Source organism: Candidatus Competibacter denitrificans Run_A_D11 (assembly GCF_001051235.1).
Taxonomy (GTDB): Bacteria; Pseudomonadota; Gammaproteobacteria; order Competibacterales; family Competibacteraceae; genus Competibacter_A; species Competibacter_A denitrificans.
Window position 1 is genome coordinate 1 of the sequence record NZ_CBTJ020000101.1, and the last position, 15,947, is coordinate 15,947.

Here is a 15,947-nt window from a genome sequence, read left to right on the forward strand (position 1 = left end):
CCGATCCCAGACGCACTGTAGGCGGGTTCGGCGGTCGTCAGCGCATAGTCCGGCAAGGGACCCAGACTGCTCTCGACTTTCCAGGTCAGCGTATCATTGCCATCCACCCCACCGGCGAAGGCCAGCGGCGCACCCCGCACGATGGGGATTTCATAGCGATCCCCCTTGGCGTAGGGCTTGGTCACCTCGACATCGCCGAGCGTCACAGTCAGGCTATCGCCGTATTTCAGACGACTGGCACAGCCCACCCGCACCGCAAAGCCAAATTCCAGGGTAGGCACCAGGCGAACGGTGCCCTCCGCGTCGGTTTGCCGCACACAGGCGTGGTAGTAGACATTATTAAAGATGGGCAGGTAATCCTCACCTGAAACCACCCAGTAGTCGGTTTGCAAATCCTGCCAGATCGCGTTCCCTGACGATCTGGCCTCAGATTTTTTTGGTGGAACCCCCGCAATGGCGCGCACGGCATCGCACGCGATGGCATAGCGCAACACAAAGGTGTCCGGGTCATAGACGATGCCGGGGTCATCCGCCCGACCATCGGTGACGTTGATATCCGCCGCTTCGCCGGTGACGGACGTCCAGGCTTCATCACGGGAGATAATCAGCCAAGTGGGCACTGACCCGCCGCCACCGGACAATTCGCCCACCCCTCCGACTAAACCAATCCCAGAGGTGCCGGTCGTCCCTGCGACCACACAGCGACCATAGAGGGTTGCCCCACCCGTCGTTCGATACCAGACCACAGCGCCCAGTGCATACGCGGTCGAGGCGGCTAAAACGGGGATGCCGGCTATCGTGGCCGCCCCGATGGCCTGCAAACTGCTCAGATCGCTGGAGAGTCCCGCCAACACGTCATCCCAAGCGCCCGTTGCCGTTTTGGAGACACAGGTCCAGGTGACGGTCCCGTCAGTCACGGTGGCATCGAGCGTGGTCGGCCAGGTTGGTTGGGTGGTGCCGCTTTGGCCGGCCACCGTGCAGCGGTAGCGGTAGCCATTGCGCGTGGTGGATTCGACCACGGCATCCAGGCTATAAGCGGCCGATGCGCCCCAGACCGGATCGGCCAGGATGGCATCCGTACAGCCGTACAGATCGGTTAAACAGGTGTTGAGTTCGCCACAGGCCAGCGCGGCCAGTTGCAAATCCTGTTGTGCGGATCGCACTTCACCCGCCGTGGTTTTTTCGGTGTTGGCCGCTGCAAAAGCTTTGTACCAACGGGTTAGCGCTTCCAGCCGAGCACGGTGCCCGGCCTGTAATGCAGCCATATCGAGGTCTCCTAAGTCGATGCCAAGATAATCCTCATTGGGACGACCGCTGACAGCGCCTTCGGTGCACGAGCAATCGCCCGCCGGTCGTTTCGTCCAGATGAGCTTCAAGGTTTTGTTGGTGGCCGCTACCCCCAAGATCGGCCGGTAGAGGCAGATGGCCGGGGTGCCGGTGGTATCCCCGGCATCCCGTGGAAAACTACGATCGGTGATGCTGATCCGACCGCTGACCGGTCGGCTCACTAACGGAATCAGCGGAATGGTGAAGCCGACGAAGCCGCTGTCGGTGTAGAGGATAGCCGTGGTGGCGGGCGGTAACGCACCGGCGACTTTGCTTTGCACCGCCCAGGTTTCAGCGCCGATGGGCTGATCGTTGAGGCATTCCAGCGCGACCGTTTCCGTGGGTGCGGTGGCCGCAACCGCCAACCCCACCAGGTCGGGCAGTGCCGGGCGGCTTTTGGTGATGGGCAAGGCAAAGGCGGCGGTGCGAAACGGCACATCGATGGCGGCCATGCCGCCGGGGGTTTTGTCGTTGGCCGGTGGGGTGGCGACGGTGACGAGGCTTGAGCTTTCCAGCGCACGCAGGAGGTCATAGAGCGTGATCAGGCTGCCCCAGGTCTCGGTCGTGGCGCCGTTGGTGACGGTAAGCTGATAGGCGCCGCTGATTTTGTGGACATCGGCGCCTTTGGGATAGGCCGCCGCCAGTTTGGGAGAGACGCCATATTGCCATTGCTCGCCATCCCAGCGTTTGTAGTGGCGATAGACCCGGCTGGTATCCCGACCAAAGACCAGGCGGGTTGCGGTGTCGGGGACGGTCTGATCGGGATTGAGCGGAACGGCGCCAAAGTCAAGCCGTTGGTCGGCCCACTCTTGGGTATCGCGGGAGAGACCGTCGGCCAGCGCGCCGATGGCGGTATCGAGCGCAATGGAGGGAGTGACGTTGATGGTGATGGCATTGCCCGCACTGCCGGCGGTTTTGGCTTGCAGCAACACCCCCGCATACAGGATGGCCTGCGCCCGCGTGGTGGCCGTGCCGAGATTGATCAGCGTGACAGTGAGGTCCTGGTTGGGCGTGCCCGGTGCGACGGTCGGTGCGCTCATCGCCCCGTTGCCCGCGCCCGCAAAGACCGGCGTGGTGGCGGATTCGGCGCCGCTCACTGGCGTGCGAATCTCAATCTCGATGGCGGCATCGGCTGCCCCACTGTAGCCGCCAGAGAGGATGACCTCGCCATTGCCGGTGCGGGCTTGCGGTTCGCGAAAGATGGACGCCAGCGCCGGTGCAGTGCTGGAGGCACTGAGTGTGGCGTTGATCAGGGCGTTGTTGGCATTGGCCAAGAGGCGTTGGACGCTCATTATTGCAGCCTGCGGTGAAGGTCATCAAAGATGGGTTTGAGATCGCGCGCCAATTCTTCCTTGAATCGGCTATCGAGAAGGCGGGCATTGCTGGCATTGACGTTGACGTTGATCGTGGGGCTACTGACTCCCGCACTGCCGCTGGTTATGGTGGTGTGGGTGGTGGTTTCGGTGCGGTTGCTGCTGCGAGCTTCTTCCTGATCGCGCTTGAGGTTCTTTTCCTTGAGGTCGTACAGTTGCTGCTCTTTGGCCAGTTGTGCTTCGTAGAGGGCGATCAGATCGCGGTTGTTGGCCGCGCGGGCTTTGGCGAGGTTGGCTTCGACCTCGGCCAGGGCTTGGCGCTTGGCCAGTTCGAGTTCCAGTTGATCGGCGGTGTCGGTATCGCCCTGCTCGCGCGCTAGTTCGGCATTGAGTTCGGAGAGCCGATCCCGTGCCGCGTTGGCTTCGTCTTGGAGTTCCTGGAGTTTTTGCTTGGCTCGATCCAAGGCGCTATTGAGGTTGGATAAATCCTCATCGTTGAGCAGATTGAGGCTGTCGATGGTGGTTTGGGCGGTCACATTGACTGTGTGCATCGCCGCGCCCATGGAGCCAAACGATGCCGCCCCGGTCTGTTCTATATTTCCTAGCGAGTCGATGAGTTCTTCGGCTGCAAGCTTTTGTGTGTAATAGGCTTGCTTGGCGTCCGCTTCGGCCTTTTCGACGTAGGCGAAGAAGCGGATGATGCTGTTCGCGCCAAAGAGGATTTTGTTGGATGCCTCATCGGAGGCAGCGCCCGCTTTGACGATTTCCGCCCGAACCTCGGCATGTTTGTCCTTCACCTTATCGAGGCCGATACGGATTACTTCGGTCGCCGCCGAAAACGCGGTCGGCTCCATCTGATTCATGCCGAGGAAGTATTTCTCGAATAGAACGCCGGTCGCTTCAGAGAGTGCCTTGGTCCGCTCGCGCGCGCCATCCAACGCGGCGTTCATGAGCTTGGTCATAGACATTCCATCGTCTTTAGCCTGATTGTTTTGTTCCTGAGCGACGGTATCCGCTTGTGTCGCCTCGGTGCTTTGCTGGGTGGCTTGGGTGGTCAGGCCGGCTTGCTTAGCGGCGAGGTCCTTGGCTTCGGCGGATTTCTTGACGGCATCGGCTTGCAGGCCCAAAGCGGCGTTTTGGAGTTGCAGGCCGGCGTATTGTTGTTTGTCCGCTTCGGTTTGCAGGCCACCCGATTTCAATTGTTCAATCTTGGCTTGCAGCAGCGCCTGTTCGGCCGCGATTTCGATTTGCTTGGCCGCTGCAACAATCTTGGCCCATTCGGCCTCGGCTTTGGCGAGTTCGACGGCTTTTTGCTGAGCAAGCGCTGTAGCGCCCAAGGCAGTCGCGCGGTCGCGTTCGGCCCGGATGCCGTCGAGTTGGGCTTCAGCAACATCTTCGAGTGCCGAGGTGTAGTCCTTCGCTTTCTGAGCCGCCTTTTCGGCTTTGTTCACAATTTGCTCTAAAGCCGGATCACGCGCTAATTCGCTGGAACGACCCTGTACTAATTCAAGAGCGGCAGCGACCTGTTCAAAAGAAAGCTTTCCTTCCCTGCCGAACTGCTCGATTTTCGAGCGCAGCGCGGTTAATTCGGCCTGCGTTTCCATCTTGGGAATCATCTTCAAGATAGCGGCATTGACTTCCTTGCCGCTGGCCTGCGCGTTGTTAGCGATTCCGTTGAGGGTCTTTAACATGCCCTCCCCGGCTTGGGTCATCCGGTTGGACATGACGCTGGCGTCAACGCCTACTTTGTCGAGGGCGGTGCCTAGCTCAAGCGTGGCGACCTTGTGCTCCATCATCTGCCGATTGGTGCTCGCCAACTCCGCACTTAAAGGAGTCCAGACAAGACCAAGCTCGGTATATCGCGCTTTGAGTCGCTCGATAGCGGCTGCTTCTTCTGCGCTTTTGGCGCTTTTATCCGTACTGGCGTCCGCCAAGGCTTTGGCGTTGGCCAGCGATTTTTCTTCCTCTTCCCGCTTAGCGCGCTCTGCGGCGGCCTTGATATTGGCCGCTGCTGCTGCTCGTTCTTCAGCCGTCGCCACGCGATTAATTGATTTTTCCGCATCATCACTACCATGCACCAGGTCATAGAGCATCGTGCCGATACTCTGCCCACCGCTGACCCATTCGACGGTTTTGTTAACTACTGTTCCGAGCGCATAACCCAGACCACCAGCAGCGGCTGTCAGCCCGGCAACCAGGCCGGGCAGGCCGGCCAGCGATGACAGGAGTCCGGCAACAGCGGGATTGAGCGCCAGAAAGCGCGCAGCCAACCCGCCTAAAACCTCTCCTACCGGGATGCCGACTGCACTTAGCAGCTTCAACCCGCCAACAAATAGGCCGATTTTGAGCGTCAAATCCACAACGCTACCAATCGCGCCAAAAATCCCGCTGCCTAATGACGTGATCACCGGGATAACCTGATTGGCGGACGTGGCTAATCCGGTGATCTGTCCGGCCAGATTTGAGAACGTGGGTAGGTTGGTGGATATCGCCCCGAACAGCGCGTTGAGGCTGGCCATAAACGGCTTCAGTCCATCCACCACCCCCGCCACGTACTGGCTGAAATTGCCCATCATATTGATGAGCGCTTGCAGCAGATTCCGCAGTCCTTCGACGGTCGTTAAATCCATGCCATCGGTCAACGCCGCCACCGCCTGGCCAAATTCGCCAGAGAAGGCTTTGATGCCATCCACCAGCGGGGTCCAGTCCACCCCGTCCAGCGCTTGATCCAGATTCGCCGCCATCGCCGAGAACAGGTTTTCAACGGCGGCGATTTGCGGCTTGATGACGTTCAGCAAGGGGGCTAGATCGCCGGACTTGACGGCCTTGTCGAATGCGGCGGCCAGATCGCCGGTTGCGCCAATGACGCCCGCGATTTGTGGTTTGAAGGTATTGCCGAGCGTGACCGACAGTTGCCGGAAGGATTCTTCGGCTCGCTTGCCTTTGGCTTCGGCGGTATCCAGTCGCGATTCCACTTCCTTGAGTGCCGATCCGGTGCTATTCAGCGCGGCATCGGTTGCGCCCAAGTATCCGCTCAGGTTGCTAAAAACCTGGCTCATACGCCCAGCCTGATCAATGCCGACCAGTTGCGCCGTGACGAACTGCTTTTGCGCATCATCCAAGCCCGTCATCGCCTTGGCGACATCTAGGAAAATGTCTTTGCCAGAGCGTAGCTTGCCGTTTAGATCAAGTTGCGAAACGCCAATGCTGCCCAGTGCAGCGACCACAGGATCGGCAGTATCTTGAAGCCGGAGCAATCCCGTCTTGAGGGCGTCGGCGGCTTCCGATCCTGACCCGTACACTTCAATGATCGGCGTGAGCATCCCCGCCGTTTCCGACATTGAGAAACCCATCTGTTTAGCGATGGGGGAAATCCCCGCCATGCCGATGGCTAACTGCTTTACGTCGGTGGCGTACTTGTTGCTGACTTCGTTCAGCAGATCAACGGTGCTAGCCGCTTCGCTGGCGGGTGCTTTGAAGCCTTTGAGAATCGAGATGAGGTATTCAGACGATTGCGCGGCTTCGATGTCGCCCGCGATCTTGAGCTTGACGCTTTGCTCGACGAGATCGAACGCTGATTTAGCGTCATACCCGGCTTGAACGAAGTTGGCCATTGCGGCCACCAATTCTTGCCCGTTTTGGCCGTACTTCAGCGCAAGCTTATTCAGCTCTTCGCCGTAGGCTTTGGCTTCTTCCTTACCGCCATCCAGCACCTTTGCAAGGTCAGCTAGCGCAGATTCATATTCTTTGGCAGATTTGTAGGCATTACCCGCCAAATAACTGGCAACTCCCGTTACGGCCGCGCTCAGGGCCAGCGTGTTTTTTGCGGCGGCGGCCAGCGGCTCGGTAGAGTCCTTAACCGCTTGGCCAAACGCTTGCATTCCTTCGGCAGATCGGTCGAACTCGTTGCCAGTGAGCGCCTTTTTAAGAGTTTCTAACTTGTCATGTACGCCATCAATATCTTTGGTGGCCAAATCGACAGCTTTGATGACGAGCTGAAGCAGAAGGTCGTTAGCGGCCATGCGAAAACTCCGGGCGTTGGGCTACGATATGCGATGGATTAAAAGAGGAGTGAAAGTGATGAAACGTATCGTGCTGTTGAGTTGTGCGCTGATGAGCGCGCCTTCTTGGGCTATTAATAAATGTGTGGCCCCAGATGGTCGGACGATCTACCAAGCCGCGCCGTGTGCGGGAGAGGCAAAAGCGAGCGAGATTGCTGTTCAAAAAGCGCCACCATCGACAACTATTCCAATTGACACGCAGGCCGAAATTAAACAGTTGCAGCAAAGAGCGGCTAAAGCAGAACGAGAAAGAAAGATTAAAGAGCTTGAGGCTGGAAACAGCAGATACCGCCAGAGCATGACTGACGAACTGGACGCCCTGCGTAACAGAAAGCGGTTCGCAAATAACAATCTGGCTGGTGCGACATGGGAGCAGAGTCTGTCGGACGAAATGAACGCAGTAACGAGTAAATACGATACGTTGATACGTGATAATCAAACAGAGATAGATCGGTTGCGTAAGGAAGGCGAAAAAGAGTAAGCGTTCTAACCCTTGACCCCACTCGGACGCGGGCCTAACCTGCAAATGCCAAAACTGGAGAGCGTGGTGGCCACCCCTGTGCCCGAACGGAAAATCACTGTGCTGCTGGATCGGCTGAATGCGCTGCTTGAGCGTACCCATGAGCAACCGATAGACGAATTGGAGTGGCAGCGACTGCGCCAGGACGCGCGACACTTGCTCAAAACAGACGCCCGAGAAGCCCGCATGGCGTTGGGCATTCTGGCTGCGTTGCGCGGCGATGAAGCCGACGCGGAACGGGAATTCAATGCCGCCCTGGCCTTTGGCTGGACGCCCGTCCTGGCATTGAATCGAGCAACAATGTTGGCGCAATTTCACCGCGTGGAGGATGCTTTGAACGAGGTCATGACCGTTGTTAAGCAGGGGCCTGACGGACCCTTCTATCTTCCTGCGCTGCGCGAAGCGGCTGAATGGGCGTATGCGGTCGGTCGGCTTCATTTGGCGGCCGATCTTTTAGCGTCGTTGCAAAAACAGACGAACGACCCTCTGCCTGAGGGTTTGGCCGATTTAGCCGATACGCTCAATCGACTGCTGCCCACAGCGGATGCCATTGGGTTAACCGATGACCTTATGGCGGCCATGCAAGCTCCGGCATGGGTGCTTGTCCATGCCCAAGGCTTTAAAGAGCGCATCCGACTACGAGACGTCGTATATAACGACGGCGATCCGTTTCTGTGCCGCACATTCGTTCTGCCAGTGGCGCCGGATGAGATTCTGCCGCTGTACGAAAAGCTCATCGCTGCCCATTCGGCGCACGAAGAACCGCTACCGATTTGGAACTTTAGCGTTGGCCTTGAGGCGCTGGAGGGTGCGTGAGCATTACGCCGGAGGATTTTCTGCTTGCAGCCAAAGACACAGCAGGCCGCAAAGATGAGATGGGAATACGCCTGACGGTCAGCCGCGCCTACTATGCGGCCTATCATTGGGCGCTGACGGTGAGCTATCACTGTCCCACTCCACCGCCCAAGAATGAGGGTGTCCATAAAGCCTTGGTGCGGCGCTTCAGTAGCGTTCCAACAAAAGGTTTTCAGGGAAGCCGTATCGCGCGTGACATCGGCGGCTGGCTGGACAAAGGGCGCACACTGCGGACGATAGTTGATTACGAATTGAACGCCATTATCGATAAAACCGCAGGCACGAAGGCAATTACGTATGCCGAGCGTATCCGGGACTTGGTGGCTGAATTCGCTGCCCTGTATACCCCTTGACCCCCACCGCGGATTGGGCGTAAGCTGGCGGTACTTGAAATTGAAAGGCGGCACATTCCGCCCCGTCAGTGCGCTTTTTTTATGCCCGGCGTCCGTGTGGACGATGGGTAGTAACCCTGCAATAATGCCGCCCGGCAGAGTAGGATGAGGAACAGGAAATAAGGCGCAAGCCCAATACCTGTCCGAGTGGCCTTTCAAGCTCAAGTTGAGTCCTACTCTGTCGCCGTCTATCGGCGACGCCCTTAACTTAAATTGAAAGGTGTCGTATCCATGTCTAGCGCTCTGATCCTGAAGCCCTACGATTTTGAAGGGCAATCCATCGAAGTGCCATTTACCAATAACGCTTTCTTTAATGCCACTGTGGCAGCGAAGGCGTTCAGCAAAGAACCTCACGCCTGGCTTCGTTCCAAGGAAGCACAAGACTACTTGGAAGCGTTCCGCAAAATTCACGGAACGGAACGTAAACAACTGGTTATTACCAAACGAGGCGGCGAACCTTCTGAGCAAGGAACTTGGCTTGATCCGAGACTTGGCATTCCGTTCGCTCGTTGGCTGAATCCTGAATTTGCTGTTTGGGCGGATATGCAAATAGAGGCGATCCTTAAGGGTACGACTGCCGACACCCTTATCCCGTCTGAGCAACAAACCCTGTCCGAAATTGTGCACCGCAAGGCCGAAAGCGTACCGGCTGAACTCATGGGCAAGGCGTTGGCGGAAATCTGGAGCCGCATCCATCACAAGTTCCGGGTGAGCAAGTACGAAAACCTGCCGCGTACCCAACTGTCCGATGTGATTCTCTATGTGACCGCCATGGAATTGCGCACTGGGAAGAAGGCCATCCCCAAGGAAGAGCCAACCAAAGCCTTGCCCGCGCCGGATAAATACCACTACCCCGCCTCGTTCTGGCAAGACCGACCTCACGAGCGCATCGGCTTTTTGACCTGGCAAGACCTGGTGAATGCCCCATCGCGTCCGCTGCCCGCGTTGCTGCATCGACTGAGCGAAGACGGCAATGACATTGAAGGCGCGCGGATTGAGTACATGGCCATGCGCCACATCATGGAACTGCAACACCTGATCCTGGATAACGTCGCCCGCGACGTGCTGACCTACCCCAATCGTGGCCTGAGCGTCACGATTCGATAACCCCATCCCCGCCACGGATGGCGCTATACTGTCCAAAAGGAGACCTCTGATGACCGAACCCAACTTTGATTTGATGTTCAACATCCTCAAGCAGATTCAGGGCGAGCTAGCCACGATCAAATCTGATGTGATGGAAATGAAAGTGCAGCAATCGCTCATGGGCCAACAATTCGGCGCACTTACGACCGCGTTCTACACCAGCCAAAGCCGCTTGGATAAGATCGATGCTCGGCTAGATCGCATTGAGCGCCGCTTAGAGCTAACCGACGCGCCCTCCTGATCCCCCCGCTAAGGACGGCGCGCTCCACACGGGCTGGCGGCTCCAGCAACCAGCCCGCATGACTCACACCGCCTGCCCGTCAATAATCAGGGCCGGTTCGCCGTTGAGGCCATCGCTAAAGCTGATTTCAAAGCTCAGCTCCCCATACTTCGGGCTATCATCCTTAAAGACGATATCGCCCGATGGGGCCAGCAGCACATTCGCCCCGTAGAGGTCACGATTGTTGCCTTTGATGTTATGCGCCTCAAAGCGCAGCGCCCCGCTGTTGCTGGTTAACCCGCCGGTTTTGAGCTGATCCCGACTCGCAGCCGTCTTGGTATACCCCAACGCCCACGGCATCGGGTACTGACTGCTCACCCGCGCGTCCGGTAGCGTATAGACCCGTGCTCGTGCCGTATCAACGGTGTAATCGGTATCCAGCACCGGGGCCAAAATCCCGATACAGACCCAACTCACGCCGCCATCGGTCACCACATCACCGACGGTGGTCGGCCAGGTGGGGGCTGAGGCACCCGACGTGCCGGCCGTAATCGCCTGATAGGCATACAGCGGCGTGGCAGCGGGCTTGACGTGCGCACCCAAGGCGTAGGCATGACTTGACTGCCAGGCGGCAATCGCCGCCGATGCCGTGACCGTGACGCTGGTCACGTTGCGCACGCCCGATGGATTCGCCACCGTCGCGCCCAACTGATAAAACCGATCCGGGAGGACCCAGACGTCTTCACCGGTCACAGCGCCGGCTAGCTGGGCCTGGACCGAGGACTGAGCGGCAAAAAACAGCGCCAGATTCTCCAGGCTAATTTGGCGTACCGTGATCTTGCCGGTGCGGGTAATGCTGGTGATGGTCTCATCATCCAGTTCCCGTATCCCGTTCTCGGCGGCATAGGATTGGATTTTGTCGCTCTTGATGGCGACGGTAAACCCCGGCGTGGCGCCTAAATAGCGCTCGCCCGTTTTCTGTCCGGCGGCATTAAAGAGGTCGAAAAACAGCTTACCGCCTGCCAGTTGGCGTTGTTTGGTCGTCGATGCAATGGTCGGCATGGCTTACTCCTTGCGGGCAACGTGCCCGGCGGCGATCAAGCCGCGAGCCAGTTCAGCGGGCAGAAAGACCGACTCCCCCGGACCGTAGGTTTGCCCCTCGTGGGTTAGCCGCCCATGCAGGAGGGTGCATTCCACCGCTTGAGGGACTGCGGGCGTTTCGGCGCTCACAACCACTGGCGGCGCGTCAAGAGACTCTGTTGCGTTGGCTTTGGTCGTTGGCATGTGGTTAGCTCAGGTGGATTTCGAGGATGCAATCGGGCCGCGTACAAATCATCGCCGGATGGGTCTGCATAGTCAGGCGATAGCCTTTGTCATCCTCCAGTAACCAGGCATTCGGGTAGTACGGTTCGCCAATTTCGCCCTGACCAATCGATTGCAGCGTGTCATCCGGCGAAAAGACTTGCCGGAAGAGGCCGCTCACTCCCATGGGGATGGCAAACGCGGTATTCGTCGGCAACTGGGTAGCCCCTTTGCCTCTGTACCGCTCCCAGACGACCCCACCAAAATCAGAGATCACGCGAGGATCAGCGCGCAATTCCCCCGACTGTGGCGACTGAATGAGCGTATCCCGGCGCTCTTTGTTGCCAAGCCACGCCGACCAGAACCCGTTATCCGTAAAGAGATGGATACCGCTATAGGTCAGCCCGCCCAACGCGGCTTCCATCAGCACCACTACCTTGTCAAAAATCTCTTTTTGCACCTTGGTGGCATCGGTGCTGAGCGCGATCACGACCGCCGCAGGGCGCGATCCCATCACATTGCTGGCCGCCAAGACAGCTTGCAGCCGCAGATATTCATGTTGGACATCCGCCTGCTTGCGCAACCACGCGGTGATCTTGTCGATCCGCTGTTGCAAAACCTCCGGCCGCCCTAAGCTGGAATCCGCATACAACGCCTTTTCCCAACCATAGGTAGTGGTGGTGAGGGTTTTGACGACATCCTCTACCGCCGCAATGGGCATCCGGGGGCCGCCCCGCGCGATAGCCGCGGTGGGCTTTGGGGTATCGTCGGCCGGGTCGTTAATGTAGGCGGTCAGGCCAGGGATGCCTTCCGTGTCGAAAAAGGGTGCCAACTGGCCTGGGGTCAGGGGCGCACGGGCCACACTGGCCAAAATCGCGGCGGGATTGAGATATTGCGCAAAAATCGGGTCCATTACGCCACCTCCGTCCGGGTACGCAGCACGATCTGTTTCGCTGCAAGATCGACCTCAGCCGCCGCTTTGGCGGTATCATCCGCGCCGGATTTCCATTGGAGCTTGCTCCGATCCAGCGCCGCGATGCGGGTGATCGCAGAGACTGCCTGATCGGCGCTGGTGGCATCCACGTCATACAGCGTGATGCCCGCTGCCACTTCTGCGCCATTGCTGGCGGCATTGTCATAGGGGACGTATTTCCCGCTCGCGGTCACTTTGCCGATGACAGTACAGGCGACGACCTTGCCAGCGCCTGAGGCGATGGTGATGTTGTCGCGGCTAATCTGCCCTGGAGCCTCATCAATGACAGCATCCAAGGGGCGATTGGGGATTTCAATAGTAAGGCTTGGCATGGATAGCCCTCATCAAGCGCTTTTGGCGGCAGGGTTGCCGCTGGAGACTTGCGCTCGTAGTTGTTGACGTAGGGTGTTCGGGTCGGGGGACCCGCTGCTCTGGCCGGTTGGGTTCCACCCAGACCCGCCCGCCGGTGCCTGCTTGAGCAGGTGCGGCCGGTCTTTCACCAAGAGCTTCACGCCCTCGTCCAGGGCCATCGGCGTCTCGCCATGGCGATACATCAGCGCGTCATCGTCCCAGACCAGGCGGGACTTGACGTAATCCTCGACTAACTCCTGATCGACAAAGGCATGATGGGCAAGCGCCTTTTGCATCTCCTTTTCCGCCAGCACTTGTCGATAGCGCTGTTGCCCGTCATCACGCTGTTTTGTGGTGTCGGCTAGGTCTTTTTCGAGGCGCTTCACGCGCGCTTCGAACTGCTTGACGGCCTCGGCTTGGCCCTTGGCATCGGGCAGTGTCGCCAGATCGGCCTCATCGTCCAGCCCCAGCTTCTCAAAGAGCGTGGCCTTAGCGGCCTTCAGCGCTTCGTTTTCGGCTTTCAGCGCTTTGCGCCCGTCAATACTTTCTTTCCGGGCTGCATCGCGCTGCCCGATGAGGGTATTGACGTAGGTTTCGAGCGCATCGTACTGATCGCCAAGCCGGTCTTTAAGTACCGCAAGATCCATGGGCCACCTGTTTTTGCAATTTTCTATAGATTATCGCATTATCATAGTTAAAATCTATTGACAAGTGATTCGTGTGGCAAATACCGGACCTGACTTTAAATTTATCGCCGATGCCCTCAACAGCACGGGTGGCTTTGCGGATGGCACCTATCTGGTGGCCTACCCCCGCGAGCTAGCGGACAAGATCAAGAGCCGGCGCGAACTGGCGTGGTATGACAATGCGCTCAAGCCCGCCTGTCAGCGATTTGTGGGTTATTTGCTGAAAAGACCGGCCTTTCGTGATACACAAAACGAGGCGCTGGCCGGGTTTATCGCCTCGTGTAACTGGCAAGACGATAGCCTGGATGTCTTTCTGTCAGGCTTTATGGTGGACGCCAAAGCACGCGGTTCGATGCTGCTTCTGGTGGACATGCCCACACAGCAGCAAATCCTAGACGGCCTTCGCACGCTGCCCTATCTCGTGCCGATTTATCCTGAGGCGATCAAAACCTACCGGCTGAACCCCCGTGGGCAGTTGGCAGCGGTGGTCTTTACCGATCAGGTCCAAGACAAAGACGGCCGTTGGGTCGCTGTGGAGCGGACCTATACCGAGACGGGTTGGCAATTTACAGGCGGGGAAACCGGGTCGGGCACGCACCCGCTGGGGGTCTGTCCGGTGCTGGCGTTTACCGAGTCGGGGCTGTTCCCCTCACTGGGCGAATTCGCCGCCATCGCCGTATTGAGCAAGCGACTGTATAACCTGCGCTCGGAGTTGGATGAAATCCTCCGTGCGCAAACCTTTAGCCTCTTGATGTTGCGAGTCCCCGAAGCGCGGTTCCCCTTGGCGGACTTGAAAGAGGTCGCGCAAGGGATTGGCACCGGCAATATCCTGCAAGCGTATCAAGACGGGGCAGAATTCATCGCCCCGCCCAGTGGCCCTGCCAACACGTACCTGGATGTCATTGCCCAGGTGGAAGGGCTGATTCGCAAAGCGGCGCTGATTGTGGATATCCCAAACAGCAACAGCCAAGAATCTGGCGTGGCGCTGCAACTGCGCTTTCAGGCGCTCAATAGCTCGTTGGTGCATTTCGCCCGCCGCATGGAAGATTTCGAGCGGAAGATTTGGTGGCTGGTGAAAGCCTGGCTGAATTTGCACGAGGCAGAGATTGCCATTGCCTGGGGCAAGGATTTCAGCATCGCGGATTTGGCGACCGAGATGGAGATTGCGCAGAACATGGCGGCACTCAATGCGCCACCGGCCTATACCCGCGCAAAACTCAAGCAGTTGGTGCAACTGGATTTAGGCGCCCTGCCAGGCGATGAGATCAGCGATATCCTCAACGCCATTGATGAGATGGGGCTTGCCCCGCCCGATGATCCCTCACTGCCCGCAGATCTCCCCGCGTGATCGAAATCACCCCGGAAGGGATTGAAGCCGTTCGCCGCACCTTTGAGCGACTGGCCCCCGCCGCCAGAACGCAAGCGCTCGAAGGGCTAGCGAAATCCGCCTTCGACACGGCTCAGCACGGCGTCGCCCAACACACCCAAACCGGCGCGTTGGAAGACTCACTGTCCTTGAAGCCGGACGGGGATGAGGCCTGGATTATCGGGCATGATCTGCGCCGTGCGCCCCATGCCCTCTTCGTCCACTGGGGCACGCGCCCGCATGTGATCACGCACAAAGACAAACAGGCACTGCGTTGGGTGCATGGCAACGGGTATGTGTTTGCCAAGTTCGTCCGCCACCCCGGTTATAGGGGCCACAGTTACTTGGTAGAAGCGGCCGACGCAGCGGTTCGGGATTTCCCACGCATCGTAGATCAGATTGAGATTGGAGACTAAGCGCCATGGCAACCATTGTGTATTTGGACGGCTATCTTGCGCCGCTGATTGACAAGAAGCCGACGTGGGAAGATCGCGCCCGGCTGGATGTCGCAGCGATTGGCACGTTTCCAGAGTTTTGGACCGACAAGCTGATTTTGCTGCGGGTTTATATCTTGTGTTGTCTTGAGTCGCTGGCCACCGATGAGGATGTCTTTTCGGTCAAACTCAAAGAGTACCGGGCCGAATACAAAGAGGCACTGGCAGCGGCACGGCTGGCGACGCAATCCCCAGAGCCGACGTTTGCGGCACAAAAACCGTTTTTGTCCATCCCGATTCTGCGAGCCTAACCTTGAGCGCGCTGTGGGAGACCCTGCTTGAGGTGCGAGGCCAACTGGCGGCAGTGCCTGGCGTTCAAAGCTGCAAGATTGGCCTTGAGACGCCGATTGTCGCGGAAGATTACCCCATCATCCGGCTGGTTCCGTCGCTCATTCGCACCGATGAGCCACGCGGCGGCATTGATGTCATTGATCCCCTATTGGTCTATTACGGCTGGAACCTGTTAGAGGTCGATAGCGGGCTGGAGGTGATCTATCAGACGCTGTTTGAGATGCGCGAGCAGATTCGCACGATCCTGACCACGCCGGACGAATGGCCGCTGGTATGGCAGTATAAAGATACCGTGATGGATGAGGATCGGCTGCCCCGCTACAAGATGTTTGTGGACCGTTATAGCGTGATCGAGTAAGCCAGGCGCCGTCCGTGGCGTGGGGGGATCAGGAGGGCGCGTCGGCCAAGTCCAAACGCCCTTCAATTCGATCCAGGCGCTGATCCACCTTATCAATCCGCAAGTGGATGATGGCCATATCCGAATGGACGTTCGCCATCTGGCTTTCCAGCGACGTGAGGCGGTGCTTGATGAGCGCCACATCATCCGACATCAGATCCACGCGATTGCGGATATGGCGCAAGTGTTCCAAGGTGACGCTGGCCAGTTCTTCGGGGGTCATCAGGCTTCTCCGGTTTTGGACAGTATAGCGC

Annotated in this window: 16 protein-coding genes and 1 pseudogene; 9 read left to right on the top strand and 8 right to left on the bottom strand. The window is 58.3% G+C overall.

Annotated features, from left to right (window positions below; genetic code table 11):
• Both BN873_RS15575 and BN873_RS15580 read right to left on the bottom strand, forming a co-directional pair.
• Positions 1-2,618, bottom strand: a pseudogene (locus BN873_RS15575) (hypothetical protein); the annotation flags it as partial.
• Entirely contained in the window at positions 2,618-6,661 is a 4,044-nt protein-coding gene (locus BN873_RS15580) for a phage tail tape measure protein (protein WP_048675816.1), read from the bottom strand. The pseudogene BN873_RS15575 and the gene BN873_RS15580, both read right to left, overlap by 1 nt.
• Before the next feature lie 58 nt (positions 6,662-6,719).
• On the opposite strand from BN873_RS15580, the gene BN873_RS15585 reads away from it, so the two are divergent.
• From BN873_RS15585 to BN873_RS15605, 5 genes are all read left to right on the top strand, one after another.
• Positions 6,720-7,181 carry a DUF4124 domain-containing protein gene (locus BN873_RS15585; protein WP_171820505.1) on the top strand — a complete coding sequence of 154 codons (462 nt, stop codon included), beginning with the start codon at positions 6,720-6,722 and terminating at the stop codon, positions 7,179-7,181.
• 66 nt (positions 7,182-7,247) lie between these two features.
• The gene (locus BN873_RS15590; protein WP_048675822.1) at positions 7,248-8,036 is read left to right on the top strand and encodes a tetratricopeptide repeat protein; all 789 of its coding nucleotides are present in this window, start codon (positions 7,248-7,250) and stop codon (positions 8,034-8,036) included.
• The gene (locus BN873_RS15595) at positions 8,033-8,428 is read left to right on the top strand and encodes a hypothetical protein (RefSeq protein WP_048675825.1); all 396 of its coding nucleotides are present in this window, start codon (positions 8,033-8,035) and stop codon (positions 8,426-8,428) included. Before BN873_RS15590 ends, BN873_RS15595 begins: the two co-directional genes overlap by 4 nt.
• Positions 8,429-8,698: 270 nt before the next feature.
• Complete coding sequence (locus BN873_RS18910; protein ID WP_053085417.1) at positions 8,699-9,574, top strand: KilA-N domain-containing protein; 876 nt, start codon at positions 8,699-8,701, stop codon at positions 9,572-9,574.
• A gap of 49 nt (positions 9,575-9,623) precedes the next feature.
• Positions 9,624-9,854, top strand: a complete 231-nt coding sequence (locus BN873_RS15605) for a hypothetical protein (protein WP_048675828.1) — start codon at positions 9,624-9,626, stop codon at positions 9,852-9,854.
• Positions 9,855-9,917: 63 nt separating this feature from the next.
• Here the strand turns inward: BN873_RS15605 and BN873_RS15610 are convergent, their stop codons facing one another.
• The 5 genes from BN873_RS15610 to BN873_RS15630 are packed head-to-tail and all read right to left on the bottom strand — an operon-like array spanning position 9,918 to position 13,106.
• Entirely contained in the window at positions 9,918-10,895 is a 978-nt protein-coding gene (locus tag BN873_RS15610) for a phage tail tube protein (protein ID WP_048675831.1), read from the bottom strand.
• Between the two features lie 3 nt (positions 10,896-10,898).
• On the bottom strand, positions 10,899-11,117 hold the full coding sequence (locus tag BN873_RS15615) for a hypothetical protein (protein WP_048675834.1): 219 nt from the start codon (positions 11,115-11,117) through the stop codon (positions 10,899-10,901).
• Positions 11,118-11,121: 4 nt separating this feature from the next.
• Complete coding sequence (locus tag BN873_RS15620) at positions 11,122-12,048, bottom strand: major capsid protein (protein ID WP_048675838.1); 927 nt, start codon at positions 12,046-12,048, stop codon at positions 11,122-11,124.
• The gene (locus tag BN873_RS15625) at positions 12,048-12,440 is read right to left on the bottom strand and encodes a head decoration protein (protein WP_048675840.1); all 393 of its coding nucleotides are present in this window, start codon (positions 12,438-12,440) and stop codon (positions 12,048-12,050) included. Before BN873_RS15625 ends, BN873_RS15620 begins: the two co-directional genes overlap by 1 nt.
• Before the next feature lie 12 nt (positions 12,441-12,452).
• Positions 12,453-13,106: a hypothetical protein gene (locus BN873_RS15630; RefSeq protein WP_048675843.1), complete on the bottom strand. Its 654-nt coding sequence runs from the start codon at positions 13,104-13,106 to the stop codon at positions 12,453-12,455.
• Between the two features lie 73 nt (positions 13,107-13,179).
• Here BN873_RS15630 and BN873_RS15635 point away from each other — a divergent pair, with 73 nt between their 5' ends.
• The 4 genes from BN873_RS15635 to BN873_RS15650 are packed head-to-tail and all read left to right on the top strand — an operon-like array spanning position 13,180 to position 15,654.
• Positions 13,180-14,493 carry a hypothetical protein gene (locus tag BN873_RS15635; RefSeq protein WP_139031748.1) on the top strand — a complete coding sequence of 438 codons (1,314 nt, stop codon included), beginning with the start codon at positions 13,180-13,182 and terminating at the stop codon, positions 14,491-14,493.
• Positions 14,490-14,927, top strand: coding sequence for a hypothetical protein (locus BN873_RS15640; RefSeq protein ID WP_048675849.1), 438 nt, complete (start codon positions 14,490-14,492; stop codon positions 14,925-14,927). Before BN873_RS15635 ends, BN873_RS15640 begins: the two co-directional genes overlap by 4 nt.
• A gap of 5 nt (positions 14,928-14,932) precedes the next feature.
• On the top strand, positions 14,933-15,256 hold the full coding sequence (locus tag BN873_RS15645; protein ID WP_048675852.1) for a hypothetical protein: 324 nt from the start codon (positions 14,933-14,935) through the stop codon (positions 15,254-15,256).
• A gap of 2 nt (positions 15,257-15,258) precedes the next feature.
• A complete protein-coding gene (locus BN873_RS15650) occupies positions 15,259-15,654 on the top strand; it encodes a hypothetical protein (protein ID WP_048675855.1) in 396 nt (131 codons plus the stop codon).
• 28 nt (positions 15,655-15,682) lie between these two features.
• Here the strand turns inward: BN873_RS15650 and BN873_RS15655 are convergent, their stop codons facing one another.
• Entirely contained in the window at positions 15,683-15,916 is a 234-nt protein-coding gene (locus BN873_RS15655; RefSeq protein ID WP_048675859.1) for a hypothetical protein, read from the bottom strand.
• Between the last annotated feature and the right edge of the window lie 31 nt (positions 15,917-15,947).

Excerpts from the sequence above, each read along its gene's own strand:
- BN873_RS15580 (WP_048675816.1), bottom strand. The coding sequence starts at position 6,661 with ATGGCCGCTAACGACCTTCTGCTTCAGCTCGTCATCAAAGCTGTCGAT.
- BN873_RS15585 (WP_171820505.1), top strand. The coding sequence starts at position 6,720 with ATGAAACGTATCGTGCTGTTGAGTTGTGCGCTGATGAGCGCGCCTTCT.
- BN873_RS18910 (WP_053085417.1), top strand. The coding sequence starts at position 8,699 with ATGTCTAGCGCTCTGATCCTGAAGCCCTACGATTTTGAAGGGCAATCC.
- BN873_RS15605 (WP_048675828.1), top strand. The coding sequence starts at position 9,624 with ATGACCGAACCCAACTTTGATTTGATGTTCAACATCCTCAAGCAGATT.
- BN873_RS15610 (WP_048675831.1), bottom strand. The coding sequence starts at position 10,895 with ATGCCGACCATTGCATCGACGACCAAACAACGCCAACTGGCAGGCGGT.
- BN873_RS15615 (WP_048675834.1), bottom strand. The coding sequence starts at position 11,117 with ATGCCAACGACCAAAGCCAACGCAACAGAGTCTCTTGACGCGCCGCCA.
- BN873_RS15620 (WP_048675838.1), bottom strand. The coding sequence starts at position 12,048 with ATGGACCCGATTTTTGCGCAATATCTCAATCCCGCCGCGATTTTGGCC.
- BN873_RS15625 (WP_048675840.1), bottom strand. The coding sequence starts at position 12,440 with ATGCCAAGCCTTACTATTGAAATCCCCAATCGCCCCTTGGATGCTGTC.
- BN873_RS15630 (WP_048675843.1), bottom strand. The coding sequence starts at position 13,106 with ATGGATCTTGCGGTACTTAAAGACCGGCTTGGCGATCAGTACGATGCG.
- BN873_RS15645 (WP_048675852.1), top strand. The coding sequence starts at position 14,933 with ATGGCAACCATTGTGTATTTGGACGGCTATCTTGCGCCGCTGATTGAC.
- BN873_RS15655 (WP_048675859.1), bottom strand. The coding sequence starts at position 15,916 with ATGACCCCCGAAGAACTGGCCAGCGTCACCTTGGAACACTTGCGCCAT.